Origin of the sequence: Streptomyces boluensis, from assembly GCF_009908195.1 — a bacterium.
GTDB lineage: Bacteria > Actinomycetota > Actinomycetes > Streptomycetales > Streptomycetaceae > Streptomyces > Streptomyces boluensis.
The window spans coordinates 1-23,468 of the sequence record NZ_JAAAHS010000084.1; the positions used below are offsets into that span (position 1 = coordinate 1).

A 23,468-nucleotide genomic window follows, 5' to 3' on the forward strand; every position below is an offset into this window, starting at 1 on the left:
GTACGGGCCGGGGTGGGTGCAGGGCAGCGGGCTTGGCCGGGTGACGGTGCGCTTCGAGACGCCGACGTCCGCGCCGGGGCGGGTGCGGACCTTCCGCGGTGACGATCCGGAGTTGTCAACGGGGGAGCCGTTGCCGCTGGTGGACGGGCCGGAGGCGGCGCCGGAGCGGGTGCCGGGTGCGGGCGGTCAGGACGGGGCGTCGGGGTCGTCGGAGCCCGCGATACGGCCGAAGTCGCGGTCCGGGGGCGCGCTGTCCGGCGGGTCCGGCGGGCCTGAGACATCGATCCCGTAGTGGTGGTAGAGCTGCAGCTCCTGCTCGGGTGAGAGGTGGCGGCCGACGCCGAAGTCGGGGGCGTCCTTGATCAGGGCGCGCTCGAAGGGGACGTGCAGCGTTCCCTCGACGAGTTCGCTGGGTTCCAGGGGGACGAAGGCGTCCCGACTGAAGAGGCCGGTGCGTATCGCCGCCCACTCGGCGATGCCGGTGGCGTCGTCGAGATAGACCTCGTCCACCGTGCCCAGCTTGGAGCCGTGGCGGTCGAACGCCTTGCGGCCGATCAGGCTCCGCGGATCCACATCGGTCTGCACGGTCCCTCCAGAAGGTCGCAACTCATCCGTATCCACTACGAAAGAGCAGTTTTACGGTGAAGGCCACTCGAGTTCCCGATGTCGGTCCCGGGGGTTCGGTCGGGTGGGCTCTCCCGGCCGTCGCGCACATGTGCGCTGGTAGGCTGGCCACGGCTGCTGACCCCGTGCGGGAGAGCTCTCCGGTCGACGAAGACGCTGACCGGAGGCGCCGAAGGAGCAAATCCTCCCCGGAATCTCTCAGGCACCTGTACCGCACGGACGAGGTCACTCTGGAAAGCAGGGCGGGCGTCGACGGCTTCCGCTCTCACCGACGGTGAAAGCCGGGTCGCGCGCGAGCGGGCGGTCCGGTGAAACTCTCAGGTTGAGATGACAGAGGGGGAGGCCGTCCGGGTACCCGCGCCGTGGTGCCCCTCGTAGGTCGTACAGACCAGGAGGCCTCCGCAATGAACGCCCCTCGTATTCCGCTCTCCCAGCTGGAGCGTGGCATCCCCTTCGAGCAGCGCCACATCGGCCCTGACGCCGAGGCCCGCGCCAAGATGCTCGCCCAGGTCGGGTACGGCTCGCTCGACGAGCTGACCGCCGCCGCGGTGCCGGACGTGATCAAGAGCGCCGAGGCCCTGAACCTGCCCGGTGAGCGCACCGAGGCCGAGGTCCTCGCCGAACTGCGGTCGTTCGCCGACCGTAACGAGGTCCTCGCGCCGATGATCGGGCTCGGCTACTACGGCACGTTCACGCCGCCCGTGATCCTGCGCAACGTCATGGAGAACCCGGCCTGGTACACGGCGTACACCCCGTACCAGCCGGAGATCTCGCAGGGGCGGCTCGAGGCGCTGCTGAACTTCCAGACGGTCGTGGCCGATCTGACCGGGCTGCCCACCTCCGGTGCCTCGCTGCTCGACGAGGGCACCGCGGCCGCCGAGGCGATGGCGCTCTCGCGCCGGGTCGGCAAGGTCAAGGACGGTGTGTTCCTGATCGACGCGGACGCGCTGCCGCAGACGATCGCCGTGATCGAGACGCGCGCCGAGCCGACCGGTGTCGAGGTCGTCGTCGCCGACCTGTCGCAGGGCATCCCGGCGGAGGTGGCCGAGCGCGGCGTCTTCGGCGTGCTGCTGCAGTACCCGGGTGCCTCCGGTGCCGTGCGCGACCTGAAGCCCGTCATAGAGCAGGCGCACGAGCTCGGCGCGATCGTCACCGTCTCCGCCGACCTGCTCGCGCTGACGCTGCTGACCTCGCCGGGTGAGCTGGGTGCGGACATCGCGGTCGGTACGACGCAGCGCTTCGGTGTGCCGATGGGCTTCGGCGGGCCGCACGCCGGATACATGGCGGTGCGGGAGAAGTTCGCGCGCAGCCTGCCGGGCCGGCTCGTCGGTGTCTCCGTCGACGCGGACGGGAACAAGGCGTACCGCCTGGCGCTGCAGACCCGTGAGCAGCACATCCGCCGGGAGAAGGCGACCAGCAACATCTGTACGGCGCAGGTGCTGCTCGCCGTGATGGCCGGGATGTACGCGGTGTACCACGGGCCGCAGGGCCTGAAGGACATCGCGCTGCGCACGCACCGGTACGCCACGATCCTCGCCGAGGGCCTCACGGCCGGTGGTGTCGAGGTCGTGCACGGCTCGTACTTCGACACCCTGACCGTGCGGGTGCCCGGCCGGGCCGCGGAGGTGGTCGCCGCCGCGCGTGAGCGGGGCGTCAACCTGCACCTTGTGGACAACGACCAGGTTTCGATGGCCTGCGACGAGACCACGACGCGGGCCCAACTGGCCGCGGTCTGGGCGGCGTTCGGGGTCGAGGCGGACATCGAGGCGCTCGACTCCGGTGTCGCCGACACCCTGCCCGGCGGGCTGCTGCGCGAGGACGCGTACCTGACGCACCCGGTCTTCCACCAGTACCGCTCCGAGACGGCGATGCTGCGCTACCTGCGCCGCCTCTCCGACCGGGACTACGCGCTCGACCGCGGCATGATCCCGCTCGGCTCCTGCACCATGAAGCTGAACGCGACCACCGAGATGGAGGCCGTCACCTGGCCCGAGTTCGGCGCGCTGCACCCCTTCGTGCCCGCCGGGCAGGCGCAGGGTTACCTGACGCTGATCCGTGAGCTGGAGGAGCGGCTCGCCGAGGTCACCGGGTACGACAAGGTGTCGCTGCAGCCCAACGCCGGTTCGCAGGGCGAGCTGGCCGGACTGCTCGCGGTGCGCGGCTACCACCGCGCGAACGGCGACGAGCAGCGCACCATCTGCCTCATCCCGTCCTCCGCGCACGGTACGAACGCCGCGAGCGCCGTGATGGCCGGCATGAAGGTCGTGGTCGTGAAGACCGCCGACGACGGTGAGATCGACGTCGAGGACCTGCGTGCCAAGATCGAGAAGCACCGCGACGAGCTCTCCGTGCTGATGATCACGTACCCGTCGACGCACGGTGTCTTCGAGGAGCACGTCGCCGACATCTGCGCGCAGGTGCACGACGCGGGCGGCCAGGTGTACGTGGACGGCGCCAACCTCAACGCCCTTGTGGGGCTTGCCAAGCCGGGCCGGTTCGGCGGCGACGTGTCGCACCTGAACCTGCACAAGACGTTCTGCATCCCGCACGGTGGCGGTGGCCCCGGTGTCGGTCCGGTCGGTGTGCGTGAGCACCTCGCGCCGTATCTGCCCAACCACCCGCTGCAGCCCGCCGCGGGTCCTGAGACCGGGGTCGGGCCGATCTCGGCGGCGCCGTTCGGCTCCGCCGGCATCCTGCCGATCTCATGGTCGTACGTCCGGCTGATGGGCGGCGAGGGCCTCAAGCGCGCCACGCAGGTCGCGGTGCTCGGCGCCAACTACATCGCCAAGCGCCTGGAGCCGCACTTCCCGGTGCTGTACACCGGCCCCGGCAACCTCGTCGCGCACGAGTGCATCATCGACATCCGGCCGCTGACGAAGGCCACCGGTGTCACCGTCGACGACCTCGCCAAGCGGCTCATCGACTACGGCTTCCACGCGCCGACCATGTCGTTCCCGGTGGCCGGCACGCTGATGATCGAGCCGACCGAGAGCGAGGACCTGGCGGAGCTCGACCGGTTCTGCGCCGCGATGATCGCCATTCGGGCCGAGATCGAGAAGGTCGGCTCCGGCGAGTGGCCCGCCGAGGACAACCCGCTGCGGAACGCGCCGCACACCGCGGCCGTACTCGCCGGTGACTGGGAGCACGCGTACAGCCGTGAGGAGGCCGCCTTCCCGGGCGGTGTGGAGGCCGCGGACAAGTACTGGCCGCCGGTCCGCCGTATCGACCAGGCCTTCGGCGACCGCAACCTGGTCTGCTCCTGCCCGCCGATCGACGCGTACGAGGGCTGAGAAGCCCATCAGGTACGCCCTCGGTTACGGGTGACTTAGCGCAAAAAAGGGCCGGTTCGGAGAGGTGATCTCCGGGCCGGCCCGTTGTGCTCCATCGGTCCGCTAGGCGGCGCGCACCACCTGGTCGGTGGCGAGGGGCCGGTGCGGGGCGATGATCTGCCCGTCCGGCAGCAGCTCACCGGTGTCCTCGAAAAGCAGGACGCCGTTGCACAGCAGGCTCCAGCCCTGCTCCGGGTGGTGCGCCACGAGCAGGGCGGCCTCCCGGTCGGCGGAGTCGGCTGAGGGGCAAGGTGGCTGGTGCTGGCACATGGGTGTGTTCTTTCGCTGTGTCGTGGGTGGGATCGGTGTCCTGCGACTCGCTGCGGTGTTCATGCCGCCCCCCGTTTGTGTGTCGGTCCGATCCAAGTGTTGCCCTACAGACGTGATTCCGCAGGGATTTGGCGCCAGCGCTCCACACTGGAGCAGAACCCGTCACCCGTGCGGACGGTTCAGCCAACTCCGCTGTCTCTTCGGGTGGTTCGGGGTGGCCGGATGGGGCTAGTCCGGATGGACGGCCGGAGTGCGGGCGCCGTCGGTCAGGCGGGCGAGCCGAGCAGCGGGGCCGGGGCGAGCCGGTGTGTGAGGACGGGCAGCAGATCCGCGACGCGGTGCGGCCGGTGCGCGGCGATGCCGGGCGGCGCCGGGGCCAGCGGTACAAGGAGATCGGTGGCGAGGGGCGTGCCCTCGGCCGGGTCGGCGTCGAGGTCGCCGTGCAGCCACAGCGTGAGCATGTACAGCTCAGGGACCGAGAGCAGCCGGGGCTGGTACGGCGTGGGCAGGGCTTCGGCCTGGCGCAGGGCGCGCTCGGTGGAGGTGAGGTACGGGCCCTCGAAGAAGTGCGAGAACGTCCAGCCGTCCGGGGTGAGCACGGTGTCGCCCGCTGCCAGGGAGCGTCCGCCGCCGCGGATCAGGAACCGCCAGCCGTCCAGGTGGGTGCGCGGTCGGCCGTCGAGTGGGGTGACCGGGTCCAACACATGGACGGGGAGCGGCAGTTCGGGGCTCGTGGGTCCCTGGGCGGTGCGCAGGGACGGGGTGCGTGCTTCGCGTACGGCGGTGGGTGAACCGAGGGCCGCGAGGACGCTGCGCAGGGCGGGCGCGGGAGCCGGGAGGACGTGCAGCGGCATGATGGGTCGCCTCTCGTTCGACAGGCTGGGGTGGCGCGGTGGTGCGCGGGAACAGATGCGGACGGCGCTGTCAGCACTGGGGGCCAGAGGGGCGGGGGCCGAAGTCCCGGCGGCCAACTCTCCGGCTCGAGTGCGGAGTTTATACGACGCGACTTCCGTCGTTGTTTCATCTACCGGACCCCGGTAATGCGAGCAAGGCCTTATTCGGACGGGCCGTTGAAGGGGTTTCTCCCGATACTCCGCTGCCGTATCCCCGTGACCTTGTCGTTCGTGGTACGAGCGGTCGGCCTGTTTTCGTCGGCGTTTTTCACCAGGTATGTATCGACAGCAACTGCCAAGAGGTGCATGCCCCGTGAATGTGCCGGGCGGAGACAGGATTGAGCGTAGTGGCTCGCGGGCATGTGCGGGGCGTTATCGATCACATTGCCTGGGCATCATCCTCCGTGACGCAGCGGCATGAGCGGTGGGCTGCCCGATCGAGGAGGGGCACTTCGATGGGGGAGAAGGTCGCGGCCGGCGCGTTCGACCTGGCCGATCGGCAGCGGTACCGAAAGAAGCTCAAGGAGTGTCTGGCCGCGCTGCGCAGGCTGTTGGAGGAGGAACGGTTCGACCGGCCGCGGAATCTGATGGGCATGGAGATCGAGTTGAATCTCGTGGGGCCCGACGGCCTGCCCAGAATGTTGAATGCGGAGGTGCTCGAACGGATCGCGAGCGGGGATTTCCAGACCGAACTCGCACTGTTCAACCTGGAAGTGAACATTGCCCCGCACCGGCTCGGCGGCCGTGTTTTCGACCAGCTCGCCGAGGAGCTCCGTACCGGTCTCGGCTATGCGCATCGAAAGGCCAACGAGGTCGCCGCCGGGATCGTCATGATCGGAATTCTGCCGACGCTCGGCCAGGACGACCTGGTCTCCGCGAACCTTTCCGCGGTGGAGCGGTACACGCTGCTCAACGACCAGATGGTGGCCGCCCGCGGCGAACATTTCACGTTGGACATCGAGGGCGTGGAGCGGCTGGTGTGCACCTCGGCGTCGATAGCGCCCGAAGCGGCGTGCACGTCCGTGCAGTTGCACCTCCAGGTGACCCCGGACCGGTTCGCTGACGTGTGGAACGCGGCGCAGGCGGTGGCCGGGGTGCAGATCGCGCTCGGCGCCAACGCGCCGTTCCTGTTCGGGCACGAGCTGTGGCGCGAGTCGAGGCCGCCGCTGTTCCTCCAGTCCACGGACACCCGGCCGCCGGAGCTCCAGGCGCAGGGGGTGCGGCCGCGCACCTGGTTCGGGGAGCGGTGGATCTCCTCGGCGTACGACCTGTTCGAGGAGAACCTGCGGTACTTCCCGCCGCTGCTGCCGATCTGCGACGACGAGGACGCGCTGCGGGTGCTCGACGAGGGCGGAGTGCCGAGCCTCGCGGAGCTCACCCTGCACAACGGCACGGTGTACCGCTGGAACCGCCCGGTGTACGGCGTCGTGGACGGGGTGCCGCATCTGCGCGTCGAGAACCGGGTGTTGCCGGCCGGGCCGACGGTCACCGATGTGATCGCCAACGCGGCGTTCTACTACGGCCTGGTCAGGGCGCTCGCCGAGGACGCGCGCCCGGTGTGGACCAGGCTGCCGTTCGCCGCGGCCGCCCGGAACTTCGACGCGGCCTGCCGGTACGGCATCGACGCCGAGTTGGAGTGGCCGCGGGCCGGGAGGTTCGCCGGTACGCGTCGGGTGCCGGCGGTGGAGCTCGTACAGGAGGAGCTGTTGCCGTTGGCCGCCGCTGGGCTCGACGCGTGGGGGGTGGCGCCGGGCGACCGGGATCTGTACCTGGGCGTGATCGAGGAGCGGTGCGCGCGGCGGGTGAACGGCGCGTCCTGGCAGGCGGCGACGTACCACCGGGCGGTGCGCGGCGGGTTGTCGCGCGAGGAGGCGCTCGCCGCGACCACGCGCCGGTACTGCGAGCTGACGGAGACGGGGGAGCCGGTGCACACCTGGCCGGTGGGGCTCGTACCGGACGCGCTCGCTTCTTAGTGCTGATGGTTCCTCAACTGGTCGCGGACAGCGGCTAGTTGCCGCCCGCCGCGATGATCGCCTTGAGGATGACGTCCTGCATCTGGGCCGGGTCGTCGATCTGGTAGCCGGAGCCGCCCGTGGCCTCCGCGATCTCCTTGACCTCGTCCTTGTCGGCGTCCGGGCCGACCGCTATCGCGATGAGCGGTACGGGGCGCTTCGGGTCGGCGAGCCGCTTGAGTTCGCTGACCAGGGCGCTGCGGGTGAGGGAGCCCGGGTCCTGGTTGGCGCCGTCGGTGAGGATCACCAGGGCGTTGAACTTGCCCTTCGCGTACGTCTTCTGGGCGTCCTTGAACGCGGCGAGCGACGTGTCGTACAGGCCGGTGAAGCCGGGCTTGGGGCGCAGCGCGCCGTATGCCGCGGTGAGGCGTTCCCGCTGGGTGGTGCCCTTGCCGAGGCTGTCGCCGAGGCGGCGGGTCTCCACCAGCTTGCGGTAGTCGCGGGTGCCGTCGAGGAGCGTGGCGAACTCCCAGAGGCCGATCTCGTCCTCGGGTGTGAACTGTGAAAGGGCCTGCACCAGCGACGCCTTGGTGACTTCGAGGCGGGACTGGCCGCGGCTCGGGACCAGTTCGCCCATGGAGTTGGAGACGTCGACGATCGTGGTGAGCCGGGCGCTCTGCACGGTGATGGTCCACATGCCGAGGGTCGACTGGATGTCCTTGGGGGCCGGCGGCTCCGCCGTGCCCTCCGCGTACGGCTGGGGCTCGCGGCCGCCCGCGGCGGTCACCAGCTTCATGGCCGGGTCATCGGAGCCGGAGCGGAACCCGTGCTTCTGCAGCAGGCCGCGGCTGTCCTTCTCGCCGAGCAGCGTCATGAAGCGCAGCGCGGCCCGGCTCTCGTCGGTGCTCATGCGCGGTTCGTCGACGAGGGTGAACGGATAGTCGAGCTGCGGCGCCCCGTCCTTCGGGTAGAAGAGGTCCAGCTTGCCCTCGTCGCCCGCGTCGGCGTTGTGCGTGAACGCGGCCTGCTCGGAGACGATCAGCGCCTGGTTGCGCCGGGGGTTGCCCTGTTCGGTGCCGGAGCCGTCGCGGGCCACCGTCTCCAGGGCGCGGGAGTCGCTGTCCGCGATCCGCTGGGACAGGATCTTCGCGGTGGCGGCCACCTGGGTGTCGCTCTCCGGGTCGTCGGCCTTGGCGGCGGACGCGCCGATCTTCGTCAGCGCGAGCAGCCCGCTGGCGCTGCGCGCCGGGTCGGCCGCACCGAGGCGGAGCTTGTCGCCCTTGGTGGCGAGAGCGGTCAACTCGGCCCAGGAGTACCGCTTCTTCGGCCAGCCGATCGACTCGGCGGCCGACGGCACCATGCCCATGGTCACCGGCGAGGAGGCGATGTTCCCGGCCGGGGTCAGCGCCACATCACTGTCGCCGAGGCCCGCGCGGTCCACCCACAGGTCGGAGTCGGGCACCCACACCTCGAAGTCCGGGCGGCCCTCGGTGCGCAGGGAGTCCGCGACCTTGTAGGCGTCCTGCGCCGTCACGCGTACGTTCAGACAGCGGCCGTCCGAGGTGACGTCGCGGTCGCGGGCGGCCTGTGCCGCCTCGGTCAGGGCCGGGGCGATGTCCGGGGACGCGACCACGTCGACCTTGATGGCGTCGTCCTCGCAGGAGCCGGTGAAGTCGAGCAGCCCGCCGCGGGCCGCGACGCCCACGCCCGTCGCCACGCCGAGCACCAGCACGGTGGCGATGGCCACGGTGCGGCGACGGCCGCGAGCACGCGACTGCGGCTCGTCCGTCGCGGGCGGTTCGGGTGAGTTGTGACGTCCCATGGCGGTGCTGCCCCTCCTTGAGCCTTGGCGAGTACGTGAGCCTTGAACGCGTACGTGAGGCTTGAGCGAGTAGGTGTACGACGGCGGTGGTACGCCCCGCTGCGGCGTACTCTCCCCCTCGGCCGGTCGCACGCGATCTTCGTACCTGCATTCGAGACCCTAGCGGGGCGAGGATGGGGATGCGGCGGGAATGAACAGATGGAGGCAGGTGTGCAGTCGGAAGTGGGACCGGTGGCCGGTTCTTTTCCTCAGGAGCGGCCGACAAGACGGATCTTCCGGGACGAGACGCTGCTCGTCCTCGCGCTCTCGCTCGGCGCGAGCGGAGTGTCCGCGCTGATCAGCTTTGTCGGATCGGTCACCAAACCAGGCGGGTTGAAGGACCAGGCCGCCACTCTCAACGCCTCGGCGGCGCCCGGACGCCCCTGGCTTGATCTCGCCTGGCAGCTGTTCGGTATCAGCACCGCTCTGGTGCCGGTCGCGCTCGTCGCGCATCTGCTCGTACGCGAAGGGGCGGGGCTGCGCGCGATCGGTTTCGACCGGGGTCGGCCGTGGCTGGAGGACCTGGCGCGCGGGGCGTTGATCGCCGCCGGGATCGGCAGCGCCGGGATCGCCTTCTATCTGGCGGCGCGCGGCTTCGGCTTCAACCTCACGGTGGTGCCGGAGGCGTTGCCCGACGTGTGGTGGAAGTTCCCGGTGCTTGTCCTGTCGGCCGCGCAGAACTCGATCCTCGAAGAGGTCATCGTGGTCGGCTATCTGCTGCGCAGGCTCGACCAGTTGGGCTGGTCGCCGACGGCCTCGCTCGCGGCGAGTTCGGTGCTGCGCGGCTCTTACCACCTGTATCAGGGCATCGGCGGGTTCATCGGGAACATGGTGATGGGCGTCGTCTTCGTCTACCTGTACCGGCGTTGGGGCCGGGTCGGTCCGCTCGTCGTCGCCCACACCCTGCTCGACGTCGGCGCGTTCGTGGGGTACGCGCTGCTTGCCGGCAAGGTGGGGTGGCTGCCGACCGCCTGAGCCCCGGCGGCCGCTGTCAGGCGTGCAGTTCGCCCTCGATGACGGTCACCGCGCGCCCGGTGAGCAGGGTGCGCTCGCCGCGCAGCGTGGTCCGTACGACACCGGAGCGCGGTGACGCCTGGAGGCCGGTCAGCTCGTCCCGGCCGAGCCGCTCGGACCAGTACGGGGCGAGGGCGGTGTGCGCGCTGCCGGTGACGGGGTCCTCGTCGATGCCGATACGGGGGAAGAAGCCGCGGGACACGAAGTCGTAGCCGCGGGTGGGGTCCTGGGCCCGCGCGGTGGCGATGATGCCGCGCTTCGAGTGCGCGACGAGCGCCCTGTGGTCAGGGGTGAGGCCACGCACCGCGTCCTCGTCGGCCAGCTCCACGAGGAGGTCGCCGACCTGCGGCCCGGTGTCGAAGGCCGCCTTCGGCTCCGCGCCGAGGGCCGCGGCGACGCGCGCGTCGACGGGTACTTCGGTGAGCGGCGCGGTGGGGAAGTCGAGGGTGATCGAACCGTCGTCGTGCGCCGTGGCGGTGAGCACCCCGGAGCGCGTCGCGAACCGCACGGGCCCGCGGGCCGTACCGGTGGCGTGCAGGACGTGGGCGGTGGCGAGGGTGGCGTGGCCGCACAGGTCGACCTCGGCGGCGGGGGTGAACCAGCGCAGCGCCCAGTCGGCGGCGCCGCCCTCGGGGAGCGGGTGGGCGAAGGCGGTCTCGGCCTGGTTGACCTCCATGGCCACCTGCTGCAGCCAGTCGTCGGCCGGGAAGGCGTCGAGGAGCAGCACCCCGGCCGGGTTGCCGGCGAAGGGACGGTCGGTGAAGGCGTCGACGATTCGTATACGCATGCCTCGACGCTAAGGGCCACGTGCGGGGGCGGGCCAAGGCCAATCGGGGGTCGGTGGACCGATTCCTCAGGGCCGCTGGCCGGGGGCCGCTGGTCCGTACGCGGAAGCCGCTGGGTCCGTACGCGGAAGCAGCTGGGTCCGTGCTCAGAAGTAGTCGGCGTGGCGGTGGCTCGTGCGGCCGCGGAAGGCCCACCAGCTCCAGGCCTGGTAGGCGAGGATCACCGGGACCAGTACGACCCCGAAGGCGCTGAGGAGGTGCAGTGTGGCGCTGTCCGTCACGGCGTGCTCGACGGTGAGGCCGGTGCCCGACGGGGTGATCAGCACGTACGGGTGGTGGCCCGCGCCGAGCAGCGGTACGGGCAGGGCCGTCGCGCAGCACGTGGCCGCGAACGCCCGGCCGTGGCGCCCGCGTACGAGCCACCACCGGGCGCCGCAGAGCGCTGCCGCGAGCAGGGCGGTGAGGGCGGCGGCGGTGCGCGGGTTGGTCATCGTGGGGCCCGCGCCGAACAGGGTGAGGAGCAGCGGCAGCAGTGCGACCGCTCCGGTCGCGTTCAGGAGCGCGGTACCCAACTGACCTGCCCTGGCGGCCTGTTGGGGTGCGGAGCGCAGGGCGACGAAGGCCGCGCCGTGCGCCGCGAACAGCAGGGCCGTGGTCGCTCCGCAGGCGAGCACGAACGGTGTGAGCACGTCGCCGGGGCCGATGTGGAACGACCCGTCCGCCCGCCGCGGCACCCCGTACAGGAGCAGCCCGATGACCAGACCCCAGCACAGGGAGGGGAGCGCGCCGCCGCACACGATCAGGGCGCCCCACCTGCGCTGCGCGCGGGCGCTCGGGGTGCGGCGGCGCAGCTGGATCGCGGCGTTGCCGAGGACCAGGCCGGCCAGGATCGCCACGATCAGCGGGTGGAGGCCGGACAGCAACGTGCCTTCGAGGTGCGGGAAGGCCCCGAACATGACCCCGGCGAAGGCGACGAGCCAGACCTCGTTCCCGAGGAAGAAGGGGGCTATGGCGTCGAGTGCGGTGTTGCGGGGCGCGAGTCCGTTCCGTTCCTGCTGCTCGCCGTCGAGCAGCGGGTGCAGCAGCTGTACGCCGTAGTCGTATCCGCCGAGTACGAAGTACCCGGCGAGCAGCAGGCCGAGCAGGGCCAGCCAGAGGGTCTCCAGGCTCATCTCGCTCAACCTCTTCGTCATTCGTGATTCGTCGTGCGTCGTGCGTCATGCGTCAGTAGGAGGGGACCGTCGGACGTTCCGGCTCGGCCGGGTCCGTCGTACCGAGCTGGGTCGCGGACGGGCCGCGGCGGGCGAAGCGGGTGATGAGGGTCCAGTTCGTCACCGCCAGGCCGAGGAAGACGGCGATGAACACGGCGCAGGACACGGTCAGCGCGCCCGTACCGACGTGGGAGAGCGCGTCCTCGACCGTCAACTCCCCGTAGATGAGCCAGGGTTGGCGCCCCACCTCGCGGACGATCCAGCCGGCCACCGAGGCGAGGAACGGCAGCGGGATCATCGCCGTCATCAGATATGCGAGCGGCCGCCACCGCACCAGGCGGTCCTTCCGCAGCAGGATGACGGCGACGAGCGTGACCGTGGAGACCGTGTTGCCGATCAGGGTCATCGCGTCCATGGAGATCCGCAGGGTGTCCTGCCAGGGCACGTAGTCGCCGGGGCCGTGCTCTCTGACCAGCTGTTCCTGCAGTGCGGCGACGCCGTCGCCGGTCAGGACCGCGACCTTCATGGGCTGGGTCCGTTCCAGTACCGGCATCTGCAGTTCGCCGACGACCACGACGAAGAACGAGGCGAGCATGCTCACCCACACCCCGAGGCGCAGCGACCCCCGGAACAGTTCGGGCTCCCCGGTGCCCCGGGCGAAGTGCCAGGCGCTGATCCCGGCGACGAAGACCCCGCCCGTGGTGAGCGCGCCGAGCGCGACATGGCCGAGCGCGACCAGGGCGCTGGGGTTGGTGAGCTGCGCACCGAAGTCGGTCAAGTAGGCGACGCCGTCCCGGACTTGATGGCCGACGGGATGCTGCATGAAGCCGTTGGCGACCATGATCCAGTACGCGGAGGCGTACGCGGTCAGCGCGACCAGCCAGATCAGCGTGACGTGCACGCCCGTGCGCAGCCGTCCCCAGCCGAAGATCCACATGCCGAGGAAGGTGGACTCGGCGAAGAACGCGATGAGCGTTTCGAGGGCCAGCGGGGCGCCGAACACGTTCCCCGCGTACTTGCTCAGTCCGCTCCAGTTGAGCCCGAACTGGAACTCCATGACGAGCCCGGTGGCGATGCCCACCGCGTAGTTGATGACGTAGAGCTGACCCCAGAAGCGCGTCATACGCTCCCGGACGGCTCGCCTCGCGGGGTCCCGGGTGTACGCGGCCCTGGTGTGCAGAGCCGCCACCAGCGGGACGAGGCCCATGGTGAGGACGACGAACAACCAGTGGATACCGGTCGTGGCCGCGAACTGGAGCCGGGCCAGATCCGCAGCGGTCATGAGGGCTCTCCGGGTTGGGTGGGGGATTCGGTTGATACGGGGTGGCCTTCGGCGGGGTGACCCGGTGCGGGTGCCCGTGCGGGCGGCCCGGTGGGTGCCCCGTGCTTCGGCTCCGGAGACGACGTTAGGGAGAAACGCTTATGCGATCCAAGACCGGTTCTGCTATGTGAAGATGCCTGGAGAGGCATGAGCGGGGATCATGGGCGCGCCCGGTGATCGCGGTCGGTGATTGCGGTCGGGGGCCGTGGCCATCGTGGTCGCCGCGTGGGTCAAGGTGGGACCGTGGATCTTCTCCAGTTGCGCTACTTCCAGGCCGTCGCCCGTTACGAGCACATCAGCCGAGCCGCCGAGGAGCTGCGCGTCGCCCAGCCATCCCTGAGCCGCACCATCGCGCGCCTGGAGGCCGACCTCGGGATGCCTCTCTTCGACCGGCAGGGCCGCCGTATCCGGCTCAACCAGCACGGCGCGATGTTCCTGCGCCATGTCGACCGCGCCCTACGGGAGTTGGACGACGGCTGCCGGGCGCTGCGCGACGCCCGCGACACGGGGCTCGGTCGGGTCGGGGTCGCCTCCGAGACGCTTCTCACGGTCACCCATCTCCTCGGCGGCTTCCGGGCCGCGTACCCGAGTGCCGACGTACGCCTCCACCAGTCGAACGTGCGCGAGATGGACCGCCGACTCCGCGTCGGCGAGGTCGACTTCTGTGTCGCCTCGCAGCCGCTGACCGGCGCGAACCTCGCCTCGGTCGAGCTCGCCCGCGAGGAGGTGCTGCTCGCCGTGCCGCCCGGACACCGGCTCGACGGCCGGGAGAGCGTCACGATCGCGGAACTCGCCGACGAGCCCTTCGTCACCACACGCCCCGGGAACTGGCAACGCGCCCTGCTCGACCGGCTGTTCGCCGCCGAGGGGCTCACGCCGCAGCTGTCCTGCGAGGGCGACGAGCCGGGTGCCAGTCAGGACATGATCAGCGCGGGCCTCGGCATCGGCCTCATCCCCACCATCTCCCGGCTGTCCGGCACGGAGACCCGCGTGCCGGTCGCCTGGGTGCGCGTGGCCGCCCCCGACTGCCACCGGGTGCTCACGCTGGTGTGGAACCGGGAGGCGTACCTGTCTGAAGCCGCCCTGAAATTCCGGGAGTTCACGATGAGCCGGCCGTTCATGGGGCACCGGGTGCCGGGCGGGCGGGATTCGCTGTAGCTCCGGTTTCGAGTACGTCAAGGCGTCGGGCCGCGGCCGGACCGCTGAAGCGGCTGGGGGAGGCGTCCTCTAAAGCTGGCGGCGTGCGAAGAGGACCGCCCCTGGAACAGGCTCGTCGAGGTCGAGCAGCAGGTGAGCCTCGACGGTGAACCCCGTATCGCGTAGCCAGGTCGCGACTTGGTCGGGCTGGCGGCGGTGAACGTGGACGTTCATCGGGTGGCCGCCGTAGCCCTGCGTCTTCAGCCTCGACTCATCGCCGACGTGGAAGCCGAGCACCAGTGGTCCGCCGGGGCGCAACACGCGCCGGAAGTGGCGCAGGACGGTGGGGACCGCTTCGTCGGGGACGTGGATCAACGACCAGAAGGCGATCAGGCCGACCAGTGAAGCGTCGGCGAGGTCCAGGTCCGTCATCGAGCCCACCTCGAACCGCAGGCCGGGGTGGTCACGCCGAGCCACGTCGACCATCACGGATGAAAGGTCGATGCCGAACGCGTCGACCCCCAACTCGTGCAGGTGCGCGGTGACATGCCCAGGTCCGCAGCCCACGTCCGCCACCGGCCCGCCGCCGGCGGCCCGCACCGAGTCGGCGAACACCGCCAGAGCCGCCCGAAGGTACGGCTCCCGGCCCAGAGCGTCACGTATCCGGTCGGCGTAGCTGACCGCGACCGTGTCGTAGGAGGTCCGGGTGTCTGCCAGCCAGCGGTCCGTGTCCATGGCCCGAGAGAGTAGTGCAGTGGCCTTGCCAGGCGAACAGTGCCGATATATCGTTGAGGCATCGCGATAGGAACGTGATGGATCAACGATCTGCCTTTTCGTTCCGCCCTCGCGGCAAATCAGAGAAACGCAACGAACAGAAGGAAGTGGTTTCCATGCGTTCCCACGGACATGGACACGGACATGAGCACGGACACCGTCGCGGCCCCTGGGGCCCCGGCGAGGAAGGCGGCGGGCGCGGTGGCTTCGGCGGGTTCGAGGGGCGCCGCGCGGCCTTCGGTCCCTTCGGGCCCGGCTTCGGCGGACCCGGCGGGCCGGGCGGCCCCTGGGGCGGCCGGGGTCGTGGCGGCGGGCGCGGCAGGGCGCGGCGTGGTGACGTACGTGCGTCGATCCTGGCGCTCCTCAAGGACCGGCCGATGCACGGCTACGAGATGATCCAGGAGATCGCCGAGCGCAGCGGCGGGGCGTGGAAGCCCAGCCCCGGATCGGTGTACCCGACCCTCCAACTCCTGGAGGACGAGGGCCTGATCGTCAGCGAGACCGAGGGCGGCAAGAAGCTTTTCGCGCTCACCGAGGCGGGCACGAGCGCCGCCGAAGAAGGTCCCGACGCACCCTGGGAGGACGCCGGTCGCGGTGTCGACTGGGAGTCGGTGAACGAGATCCGGCAGGCCGGTTTCGGGCTGATGGAAGCGTTCGGCCAGGTCTGGAAGACCGGCTCGGCCGACCAGCGGCAGAAGGCGCTCGCGGTGGTCAACGACGCTCGTAAGAAGTTGTATCTGATCCTCGCCGATGAGGGCTGAGCCGGCCGTGCCGTCGACCCCCGGGTCACGGCAGGCCGCACGCGCGCGGCGGCGCCCCTCACCCCAGGTGAGGAGCGCCGCCGCTTCGCGTCGTACGGCGAGGCGTCGTAAGGCGATGTTTCGTACGGCGAGGGCTCAGGCCACCAGGCCGTCCAGCTTGCGGAGCGACTCGTTGAGCGCCGCCGTCGCCGAGTCCTTGAGCTTGCCCGCCATCAGGGACACCGCGGCGCCCGTGAACTCGCCGTCGATACGCACCTTCGTGCCGTCCCCGTCGGGCGTCACCGAGTAGCGCGTACCGACCGTGACGCCCATCGGGCCCTTGCCGCGGATGGCGAGCGTCCGGCCCGGCTCCAGTTCCTCGACGGTCCAGGTGACCTCCGCGGGGAAGCCCATCAACTTCATGTTCTCCTCGAACGTGCCGCCCTGTTCCAGCGAGGTCGGCGCCCCCTTCGGGAAGCCGGTGTGGGTCGCGCTCCACTCGCCGAACACGGAGAAGTCCGTGAGCTTCGACCAGACTTTCTCGGCGGGCGCCTCGATACGTGCTTCGGCGGTGACTTCGGCCATGTGCGACCACCCCTCTCGTCAGGCGCTGCGGCGGACGCAGCCGGTGTGTCGCGGAACGTAGCGTCGGGGCCCGCAAGTTACAAGACTGACGACCCGTCAGAAGCTGTCGGGACCTGTTCAGTGCGTCCGGCTCAGAGCTGGTCCTGCTCCTGGTGCAGATTGCCGATGTGGCGTATCGCCGCCGTGTCGAAGAGGTCGTACGCGCGCGGGAACGGCCCCTCGTCGTGGCTGTGCCAGGCCTCCCAGAAGAGGTCCCCGAGCAGGGCGTCCGGTGGCGCGTACACCCGGTACACGTAGCACTTGCCGTCGACCGCCATCAGGGCCACGAGCCAGCAGCCGTACTCGGCGTCGTCCGAGTCCGCGTCCCCGTCCGCGTCCCAGTCCGTGTCCCAGTCGTCGATCCACTCGTCGTGCCGGCCGTCGTGCCGGCCGTCGTCCCAGGCTGTGGAGTACGCCGTGTGCCGGTCCGTGTTCCAGCCGCTGTCCCTGTCCAAGCCGCTGTCCCTGCCCCTGTCCCAGTCCGCGTCGGCGTCCCGGGCGCGCGTCGCCGCGGCACGGGAGGTGCCGTACGAGGCGGAGGACATGGCGGGTTCCTTGGCCGGTGAGGGAGCGGTGCGCCGGGCTGTGCTGAACCGTCCTGGGCGGTGTGTAGTTGAGGCGTACGCGGATGGTGCGCGGGTCGTCGACAGTGGTGCGGCTGTCCCGTGTGACGACTTTCGGCGGGGCATGGTTGCGCTGGGGGAGCGAAGCAAGGCGGCGCGCGCCCCTCGGGGCGGAAGGGCGGATCTCATCCGTAAGGAGGAGAACCCGTACATGCATGCCCAACCTGTGTCGGACGCGGAAATGCTCCCCCGTGGCGATGCTACGACTCCGTGTGGCTGATGGGGTGGGGGTTGTGCACAGCTCCGCCCCGGCCGCCCGGACCGGCCCGACCGCGACAGCCGCCGACGACCGGTTCAGCGCCGAACTGACGTCGGTGGTCGCCGGTGCGCGCAGACGCGCGGTACGCGACGGCGACCGGCACATCGACACCGCCCACCTCCTGCACTCCCTGCTCGAAGCCGATCCGGCGGTACGCGAACTCTTCGACGGCGGCGGCCAGGTGGCCCGGCTGCTCGGCTACCTCGTGCAGCGCAGCATCGGGTACGGGCTGCGCTGGCAGGGCTCGGTCGAGGACTCCGGCGCCGTACCGGTCGTACGGGACGCCGCGGGCTGGTCCCCGGCCGCGGCCACCGCGATGGAGGCGGCGCTCGCCCGGTCCGTACGCAGGGGCGAGCCGCGGACCACCGGCGTGGACCTGCTCGCTGCCCTCGCGTGCGATCCGCGGTGCCGGGCGGCGGAAGTGCTGCACCGCGCGGGAGTCGACCGCGAGGCGCTTGCCGCCAGGGCGGAGCGGGGGACGGATTCCGGGGCTGACTTCGGGACGGGCTTCGGGACGGACCTCGGTCAGGGCGCGCCACGCGCGTAGTGGCGGTTTTCGCGCAGCCGGGTCCCGCGGGAAGGCGGCCGGTGCGCACCGAAGGTGCCCGGAGCGCATCCACACAGGTACCGGTACCGGCACCGGTACCCGTATCCGGGAGTGCGCCGCAGCAGGCGCGGCGGGATCGATCGCCATGCCCCCGACCCTCTCGCAAGGGCAGCCGCAGCACGCCGAATTCGCGCCGTCTCGCGCACTGAGATGTCAGGGGTATCCGTGGTGACGCTCATTACGGAGACTGTCATGATGTGCCGGTGTCTACGTCTCAGGAGATCCAGGGGAACCCGGCAGGTCCGGGTGGCCGTGGCAGTGCGGGTAAGGGAGCGGGCGGCGGTCGCGGCGCGGGCCTCGGCCTCGCGCTCGTCTCGGCGTTCGCGTTCGGTGGTTCGGGCGTCGCCGCCAAACCGCTGATCGAGGCCGGGCTCGACCCGCTGCATGTGGTCTGGCTCAGGATCGCCGGAGCCGCCCTGGTCATGCTTCCGCTCGCCTGGCGCCACCGGGCGCTCGTGGTGAACCGGCCGGCCCTGCTCGCCGGGTTCGGCCTGCTCGCCGTCGCGGGCGTGCAGACCTGCTACTTCGTGGCGATCTCCCGTATCCCCGTCGGCGTCGCGCTGCTGATCGAGTACCTCGGCCCCGCGATCGTGCTCGGCTGGATCCGCTTCGTGCAGCGCCGCCCGGTCACCCGGGCCGCCGCGATCGGAGTCGTGCTCGCCGTCGCCGGACTCGCCTGCGTCGTCGAGGTGTGGGCGGGCATGCGCTTCGACGTGCTCGGCGTGCTCCTCGCCCTGGGTGCCGCGGTCTGCCAGGCCGGGTACTTCATCCTCGGCGACCACGGCAGCGACGCGGGTGCGGAGGCCCCGAATCCGCTCGGCGTCATCGCCTACGGGCTGCTCATCGGCGCCGTCGTCCTCACCGTCGTCGCCCGGCCCTGGACCATGGACTGGTCGGTGCTCACCGGCCGCGCCGACATGGACGGCACCTCCGTACCCGGACTGCTGCTGCTCGGCTGGATCGTGCTCATCGCCACGGTGCTCGCGTACGGCAGCGGGGTCCTGTCCGTGCGCAGGCTCTCCCCGCAGGTCGCCGGAGTGGTCGCCTTCCTTGAGGCGGTCGTCGCTACCGTCCTCGCCTGGATCATGCTCGGTGAGCACCTGGCCGCGCCGCAGCTCATTGGCGGCGCGATGGTGCTCGCGGGTGCCTTCATCGCCCAGAGCTCCCGCCCGGCCAAGGGCGGGCCCGATCCGGTGGCGGGCGGAATGCCCGACCGGGACGGGGAGTTGTCGACCTCCCGTACGTCTGCCTGAGGCGCCGCGACCGGACCGTCACCACGCGCGCGTGGTGACGGTTCACGCGTGTGTAGGGACGGTCCACGCGCGCGTGGTGACGGATTTCGCCCGGTCGCGGGTCGCCGCAGTGCTTCAGGAGTCGCTCAGAAGTGGTTCAGAGCGTCCGCAGGTAGTCCGGCAGCTCGATGTCGGGGGCCAGGTCGTCCGCCGGGATCGGGGCGCCGTGCGCGGGGGCGACCGGGACGACACCGGACCAGTACGGCAGGTCCTGGTCCTCCGGGTCGTCGTTGGGGCCGCCGGTGCGGGCCTTCGCCGAGACCTCGGCCAGGTCGAGGCGGAGCACGGCGGTGGCGGCGAGTTCCTTGGTGTTGGCCGGGCGCGAGTCGGCGGCGCGGCCGGGCACCACATGGTCGACAAGCGCGTCCAGAGCCATGCGCTTCTCGTCCGGGTCCGTCACCTGGTGGGCGATGCCGTGGACCACGACGGAGCGGTAGTTCATCGAGTGGTGGAACGCGGACTTCGCCAGGACGAGGCCGTCGACATGCGTCACGGTCAGGCACACCGGCAGCCCCAGATCCTGCTGCCCCGCCATCCGCAACGGCCGCGAACCCGTGGAACCGTGCACATAGAGGTGCTCGCCCACCCGCCCGTACAGCGTCGGCAGCACCACCGGAGCGCCGTCGCGCACGAAGCCCAGATGGCACAGGTAGCTCGCGTCGAGTATCGAATGCACCGTCTCCCTGTCGTACGCCGCGCGGTCGGCGGAGCGCGTGGGAACGGTGCGGTCGGTGGGGGTGTACGGGGCCGGGGTCGACGGCACAGACATTGCGATCTCCATTGCACTAGTGCATAATCTTGTTTGTGCTAGGAGAGTATCGGATCACTGGACGACGTGCAGCCGAGATTGCCGCCTGCGTGGAGCGCGGGGTCGCGGACGGCTCGCTCGCGCCTGGTCAACTGCTTCCACCCATGCGGGAGTTGGCGGTCGACCTAAGCGTGAATCCCAATACGGTCGCTGCCGCGTACCGCACCCTGCGCGAACGCGGCGTCATCGAGACGTCCGGGCGCAGAGGCAGCCGCGTCCGCGCGCGGCCCGCCAGCGCCGACCGGGACGCCATCGGCGTCGACGTGCCGGACGGCGTGCGCGACGTGTCCACCGGCAACCCCGACCGCGCCCTGCTGCCCTCCCTGGTCGCCGCGCTCACCGCGGCGGCGGAACGCGGCGACCGCAGCCCCGTGCTGTACGGGGACGCCGCGGTGGAGCCCGAATTGGTGCGCCTGGCCCGAGCGGGCTTCGACGCCGACGGGGTGCCGGACGGGCCGGTCGCGGTGGCCTCCGGCTCGCTCGACGCCATCGAGCGGGTCCTCGCGGCACACCTCAAGCCGGGCGACGCGGTCGCCGTGGAGGACCCGGGCTGGGGCAGCCTGCTCGACCTCGTCCCGGCCCTCGGGCTGCGTGCGGTCCCGGTGGGCGTGGACGACGAGGGGCCGCTGCCCGACGCCGTCGACGGGGCCCTGCGGGACGGCGCCCGCGCGCTCGTGGTGACCGACCGGGCGCAGAACCCGACCGGCGCGGCGGTGAGTGCCGCACGCGCGCGTGCCCTGCGGTCGGTGCTCGCCGGGTACCCGCAGGTGCTGCTCGTCGAGGACGATCACGGCCACCACATCGTGGACGTGCCGCTGCACCCGCTCGCCGGGGTCACCGACCGCTGGGCCGTGGTGCGTTCGACGGCCAAGGCGTACGGCCCCGACCTGCGTCTCGCCGTACTGACCGGGGACGCCGTGACCCTGGACCGGGTGCGCGGCCGACAGCGCCTCGGGCCTGGCTGGGTGAGCCGGCTGCTCCAGTACGCGGTGGTGCGCCTCTGGTCCGAAAAGGCGGTGGACGCGCGCGTGGTGGCCGATTCGTACGGCCGTCGGCGCCAGGCCCTCATCGACGCGCTCGCGGCCCGCGGGGTCGAGGCGCACGGCCGGACCGGCATGAACGTCTGGGTGCCGGTCGCCGACGAGACGGGCGCCGTCGCGCGCCTGCTGCACGCGGGCTGGGCCGTCGCGCCCGGCGCCCGCTTCCGCATGCGGAGCGCGCCCGGCGTGCGGATCACCGTGTCGGCGCTCGCCCCCGACGAGATCGAGGCCATCGCCGACGCGGTGGCCGCCGCGGTCGGGCCGGGTTCGGTGCGGCGCTACGGGTGAGCGGCGGCCGCACCGGAACCGTGCCCCGACGGCCGTTGCGCGGAAGCCGGTTGGGGCTGGCCGGTGCCCGTCGGAACCTCTACCGTCTCGCCCGCGACTGGGTGAGCGCCGCACCCGCGATCACGATGAGGGCGCCCACCGGTGTCGACCAGGCGAGCGGTTCGCCGAGTACCGCCACGCCCGCGGCCGTGGCGATGACCGGGATGAAATACGTGACCATCTGTGCCGTCGTCGGCCCCACCTCGGCGACAAGCCCGTACTGGAGCAGGACGGCCAGGCCGGTGCCGAGCGCCCCCAGGGCGACGACCGCGAGCAGCGGGACGAGTGGCAGGCTCGTCGGCAGTGACGTGAACAGCGGGGTGACCACGGCCAGTTGGGCCGTCGCGAGGAGCAACTGGGCGCCCGTCAGGGAGAGGTGCGAGTGCGCGTTGCCCGCCAGGGTGCGGCGTACGTAGATCCAGCCGACCGGGTAGCTGAGCGAGGCGAGCAGCGCCATGGTCGTGCCGCCCGCGTCCAGGCCGTGGAAGCCCTGCCAGGCACCCAGGACGGTGAGCACCCCGAGGAAGCCGAGGCCGAGCCCCGCGACGCGGCGCCGGGTCGGCCGGTCCTCGGAGAGCGCGACGAGCGACAGCACCATGCCCCACAGCGGCGAAGTGGCGTTGCAGATGCCCGCGAGCGTCGACGGAACGGTCAGCTCCGCGTACGCGAACAGGGAGAACGGCAGCGCGTTGAGCAGGAACGCGGCGACCGCCAGATGACCCCACGTGCGCACCCCGCGCGGCAGCCGCTCCCGCTTGACCGCGAGCGCCACACCCAGCACCGCCGTACCGAACAGCAGCCGCCCGAAGGTGACTTGGAACGGCGCGAAGCCGTGCGTACCCACCTTGATGAGCAGGAAACTGAAGCCCCAGACCAGGGAGAGGGCGCCGAAGCGGATGCGCCAGTCGAGGGCGCGCCGCGGCGAAGGGGCGGCCGAGGGGTGGCCGGGGTCCGGGAGTGGGGGCGAGTCGGTGGGTGCGGTGTCGCTGGGCGTGCTGACGGAGGCCATGGCCTCACGATGGCCGAGGCTTTCTCTAAGTACAAGCGAGATTTATTGGGGTCAATCGCGTAGCATTGCTTACATGTTGAATCTGGAGCGCCTCCGCACGCTGGACGCCCTGGCCCGGCACGGTTCGGTCAGCCAGGCCGCCACCTGTCTGCATGTGACGACCTCGGCCGTCTCCCAGCAGATGACCAAGCTGGAGCGCGAGGTGGGCCAGCAACTGCTCGCCAAGTACGGCCGGGGTGTCCGCCTCACCGACGCCGGGCGGCTGCTCGCCGACCACGCGGGTCGCATCCTGTCCCAGGTCGAGCTGGCCCAGTCCGACCTGGAGGCGCAGCGCGGCCAGGCCGTCGGGGAGCTGCGGATCGCCGCGTTCCCGACCGCCGCGCGCGGCCTGTTCCCGCACGCGCTGGTGGCGCTGCGCGACGAGCACCCCGGACTGCGGGTGCGGTCGCGGGAGTTGGAGCCGGAGGAGGGTGCCGCCGCCGTGTTCCGAGGCGACCTCGACCTGGCCGTGGTCCTCGACTGGTACAACAAACCGCTGCCGGTCCCCGAAGGCCTCGCCAAGGCCCCGCTCCTCGACGATCCGGCGGACATCGTGCTGCCCAAGGACCACCCGCTCGCGGACCGCGCCGAGATCGCGCTCGAGGAGCTCGCCGAGGAGGACTGGATCACCTGGCCCGAGGGCGCGTACTGCGCGGACTGGCTGCTGTACACCCTGCGCGCCCAGGACATCGAGCCCCGCATCTGTCACTACGCGGAGGAGCACCACACTCAACTCGCGCTGGTGGCCGCCGGGTTGGGCGTCTGCATCACCCCACGCCTCGGCCGGGGCCGACTGCCCGACGACGTGAGTGTGGTGCCGGTACGGCAGGGCGTGCGGCGCCATGTGTACGCGGTGTGGCGCGCGGACGCCGACCGAAGACCGTCGATCCGGGCCGCGGTCACGGCACTTCAGGCGGCGGGGGAGCGGG

21 protein-coding genes, 1 pseudogene and 1 riboswitch are annotated in these 23,468 nt (G+C 71.2%); of the genes and pseudogenes, 10 read left to right on the top strand and 12 right to left on the bottom strand.

The genetic code is table 11. From position 1 onward, the window contains the following. Positions 1-292, top strand: a pseudogene (locus tag GUY60_RS38940) (DNA polymerase IV); the annotation flags it as partial. Here the strand turns inward: GUY60_RS38940 and GUY60_RS13610 are convergent. Further along, on the bottom strand, positions 187-585 hold the full coding sequence (locus GUY60_RS13610; RefSeq protein WP_161697378.1) for a PRC-barrel domain-containing protein: 399 nt from the start codon (positions 583-585) through the stop codon (positions 187-189). The pseudogene GUY60_RS38940 and the gene GUY60_RS13610 sit on opposite strands and share 106 nt — an antisense overlap. 157 nt (positions 586-742) lie before the next feature. Then, positions 743-848, top strand: a riboswitch (glycine riboswitch). Between the two features lie 180 nt (positions 849-1,028). On the opposite strand from GUY60_RS13610, the gene gcvP reads away from it, so the two are divergent. Continuing rightward, the gene (gene gcvP, locus GUY60_RS13615; RefSeq protein WP_161697380.1) at positions 1,029-3,914 is read left to right on the top strand and encodes an aminomethyl-transferring glycine dehydrogenase; all 2,886 of its coding nucleotides are present in this window, start codon (positions 1,029-1,031) and stop codon (positions 3,912-3,914) included. A gap of 102 nt (positions 3,915-4,016) precedes the next feature. Here gcvP and GUY60_RS13620 read toward each other — a convergent pair whose 3' ends face one another. Together GUY60_RS13620 and GUY60_RS13625 are read right to left on the bottom strand one after the other, a co-directional pair. Continuing rightward, the gene (locus GUY60_RS13620) at positions 4,017-4,223 is read right to left on the bottom strand and encodes a DUF5999 family protein (protein ID WP_161697382.1); all 207 of its coding nucleotides are present in this window, start codon (positions 4,221-4,223) and stop codon (positions 4,017-4,019) included. A gap of 266 nt (positions 4,224-4,489) precedes the next feature. Continuing rightward, positions 4,490-5,077 carry a hypothetical protein gene (locus tag GUY60_RS13625; RefSeq protein WP_161697384.1) on the bottom strand — a complete coding sequence of 196 codons (588 nt, stop codon included), beginning with the start codon at positions 5,075-5,077 and terminating at the stop codon, positions 4,490-4,492. 494 nt (positions 5,078-5,571) lie between these two features. Between GUY60_RS13625 and GUY60_RS13630 the strand changes: the two genes are divergently transcribed. Beyond that, complete coding sequence (locus GUY60_RS13630) at positions 5,572-7,089, top strand: glutamate-cysteine ligase family protein (protein ID WP_161697386.1); 1,518 nt, start codon at positions 5,572-5,574, stop codon at positions 7,087-7,089. Between the two features lie 34 nt (positions 7,090-7,123). On the opposite strand, the gene GUY60_RS13635 is transcribed toward GUY60_RS13630, so the two are convergent. Then, complete coding sequence (locus GUY60_RS13635; protein WP_161697388.1) at positions 7,124-8,890, bottom strand: substrate-binding and VWA domain-containing protein; 1,767 nt, start codon at positions 8,888-8,890, stop codon at positions 7,124-7,126. 210 nt (positions 8,891-9,100) lie between these two features. Here GUY60_RS13635 and GUY60_RS13640 point away from each other — a divergent pair, with 210 nt between their 5' ends. After that, entirely contained in the window at positions 9,101-9,904 is an 804-nt protein-coding gene (locus GUY60_RS13640) for a CPBP family intramembrane glutamic endopeptidase (protein WP_187370010.1), read from the top strand. A gap of 16 nt (positions 9,905-9,920) precedes the next feature. On the opposite strand, the gene GUY60_RS13645 is transcribed toward GUY60_RS13640, so the two are convergent. The 3 genes from GUY60_RS13645 to GUY60_RS13655 all read right to left on the bottom strand — a co-directional run bounded on the left by GUY60_RS13645 (position 9,921) and on the right by GUY60_RS13655 (position 13,221). Further along, a complete protein-coding gene (locus GUY60_RS13645) occupies positions 9,921-10,730 on the bottom strand; it encodes a PhzF family protein (RefSeq protein WP_161697392.1) in 810 nt (269 codons plus the stop codon). 144 nt (positions 10,731-10,874) lie between these two features. After that, positions 10,875-11,921, bottom strand: coding sequence for a cytochrome d ubiquinol oxidase subunit II (locus GUY60_RS13650; RefSeq protein ID WP_246234932.1), 1,047 nt, complete (start codon positions 11,919-11,921; stop codon positions 10,875-10,877). Positions 11,922-11,952: 31 nt separating this feature from the next. After that, positions 11,953-13,221, bottom strand: a complete 1,269-nt coding sequence (locus GUY60_RS13655) for a cytochrome ubiquinol oxidase subunit I (RefSeq protein ID WP_161697396.1) — start codon at positions 13,219-13,221, stop codon at positions 11,953-11,955. 282 nt (positions 13,222-13,503) lie between these two features. Between GUY60_RS13655 and GUY60_RS13660 the strand changes: the two genes are divergently transcribed. Then, positions 13,504-14,418 carry a LysR family transcriptional regulator gene (locus GUY60_RS13660; RefSeq protein ID WP_161697398.1) on the top strand — a complete coding sequence of 305 codons (915 nt, stop codon included), beginning with the start codon at positions 13,504-13,506 and terminating at the stop codon, positions 14,416-14,418. Between the two features lie 69 nt (positions 14,419-14,487). On the opposite strand, the gene GUY60_RS13665 is transcribed toward GUY60_RS13660, so the two are convergent. Then, the gene (locus GUY60_RS13665; protein ID WP_161697400.1) at positions 14,488-15,132 is read right to left on the bottom strand and encodes a class I SAM-dependent DNA methyltransferase; all 645 of its coding nucleotides are present in this window, start codon (positions 15,130-15,132) and stop codon (positions 14,488-14,490) included. Positions 15,133-15,287: 155 nt separating this feature from the next. On the opposite strand from GUY60_RS13665, the gene GUY60_RS13670 reads away from it, so the two are divergent. Further along, entirely contained in the window at positions 15,288-15,932 is a 645-nt protein-coding gene (locus GUY60_RS13670; protein ID WP_161697402.1) for a PadR family transcriptional regulator, read from the top strand. 135 nt (positions 15,933-16,067) lie between these two features. Here GUY60_RS13670 and GUY60_RS13675 read toward each other — a convergent pair whose 3' ends face one another. Continuing rightward, positions 16,068-16,496 (bottom strand): type II toxin-antitoxin system Rv0910 family toxin, encoded by a 429-nt coding sequence (locus tag GUY60_RS13675; RefSeq protein WP_161697404.1) that lies wholly within the window; start codon positions 16,494-16,496, stop codon positions 16,068-16,070. 131 nt (positions 16,497-16,627) lie between these two features. Next, positions 16,628-16,822, bottom strand: a complete 195-nt coding sequence (locus GUY60_RS13680) for a hypothetical protein (RefSeq protein WP_161697416.1) — start codon at positions 16,820-16,822, stop codon at positions 16,628-16,630. A 560-nt stretch (positions 16,823-17,382) separates the two neighbouring features. Here GUY60_RS13680 and GUY60_RS13685 point away from each other — a divergent pair. Together GUY60_RS13685 and GUY60_RS13690 are read left to right on the top strand one after the other, a co-directional pair. Beyond that, positions 17,383-17,964 carry a Clp protease N-terminal domain-containing protein gene (locus GUY60_RS13685; protein WP_376771220.1) on the top strand — a complete coding sequence of 194 codons (582 nt, stop codon included), beginning with the start codon at positions 17,383-17,385 and terminating at the stop codon, positions 17,962-17,964. Between the two features lie 257 nt (positions 17,965-18,221). Further along, positions 18,222-19,277 carry an EamA family transporter gene (locus GUY60_RS13690; RefSeq protein WP_376771218.1) on the top strand — a complete coding sequence of 352 codons (1,056 nt, stop codon included), beginning with the start codon at positions 18,222-18,224 and terminating at the stop codon, positions 19,275-19,277. Between the two features lie 136 nt (positions 19,278-19,413). Here GUY60_RS13690 and GUY60_RS13695 read toward each other — a convergent pair whose 3' ends face one another. Continuing rightward, positions 19,414-20,097, bottom strand: coding sequence for a pyridoxamine 5'-phosphate oxidase family protein (locus GUY60_RS13695; protein ID WP_161697408.1), 684 nt, complete (start codon positions 20,095-20,097; stop codon positions 19,414-19,416). A gap of 23 nt (positions 20,098-20,120) precedes the next feature. On the opposite strand from GUY60_RS13695, the gene GUY60_RS13700 reads away from it, so the two are divergent. Beyond that, positions 20,121-21,452, top strand: coding sequence for an aminotransferase class I/II-fold pyridoxal phosphate-dependent enzyme (locus tag GUY60_RS13700; RefSeq protein WP_161697410.1), 1,332 nt, complete (start codon positions 20,121-20,123; stop codon positions 21,450-21,452). A 79-nt stretch (positions 21,453-21,531) separates the two neighbouring features. Here GUY60_RS13700 and GUY60_RS13705 read toward each other — a convergent pair whose 3' ends face one another. Next, complete coding sequence (locus GUY60_RS13705; RefSeq protein ID WP_161697412.1) at positions 21,532-22,500, bottom strand: DMT family transporter; 969 nt, start codon at positions 22,498-22,500, stop codon at positions 21,532-21,534. A gap of 73 nt (positions 22,501-22,573) precedes the next feature. On the opposite strand from GUY60_RS13705, the gene GUY60_RS13710 reads away from it, so the two are divergent. Continuing rightward, positions 22,574-23,468 (top strand): LysR family transcriptional regulator (locus GUY60_RS13710; protein ID WP_161697414.1); only part of this gene is annotated, 895 nt, incomplete at its 3' end.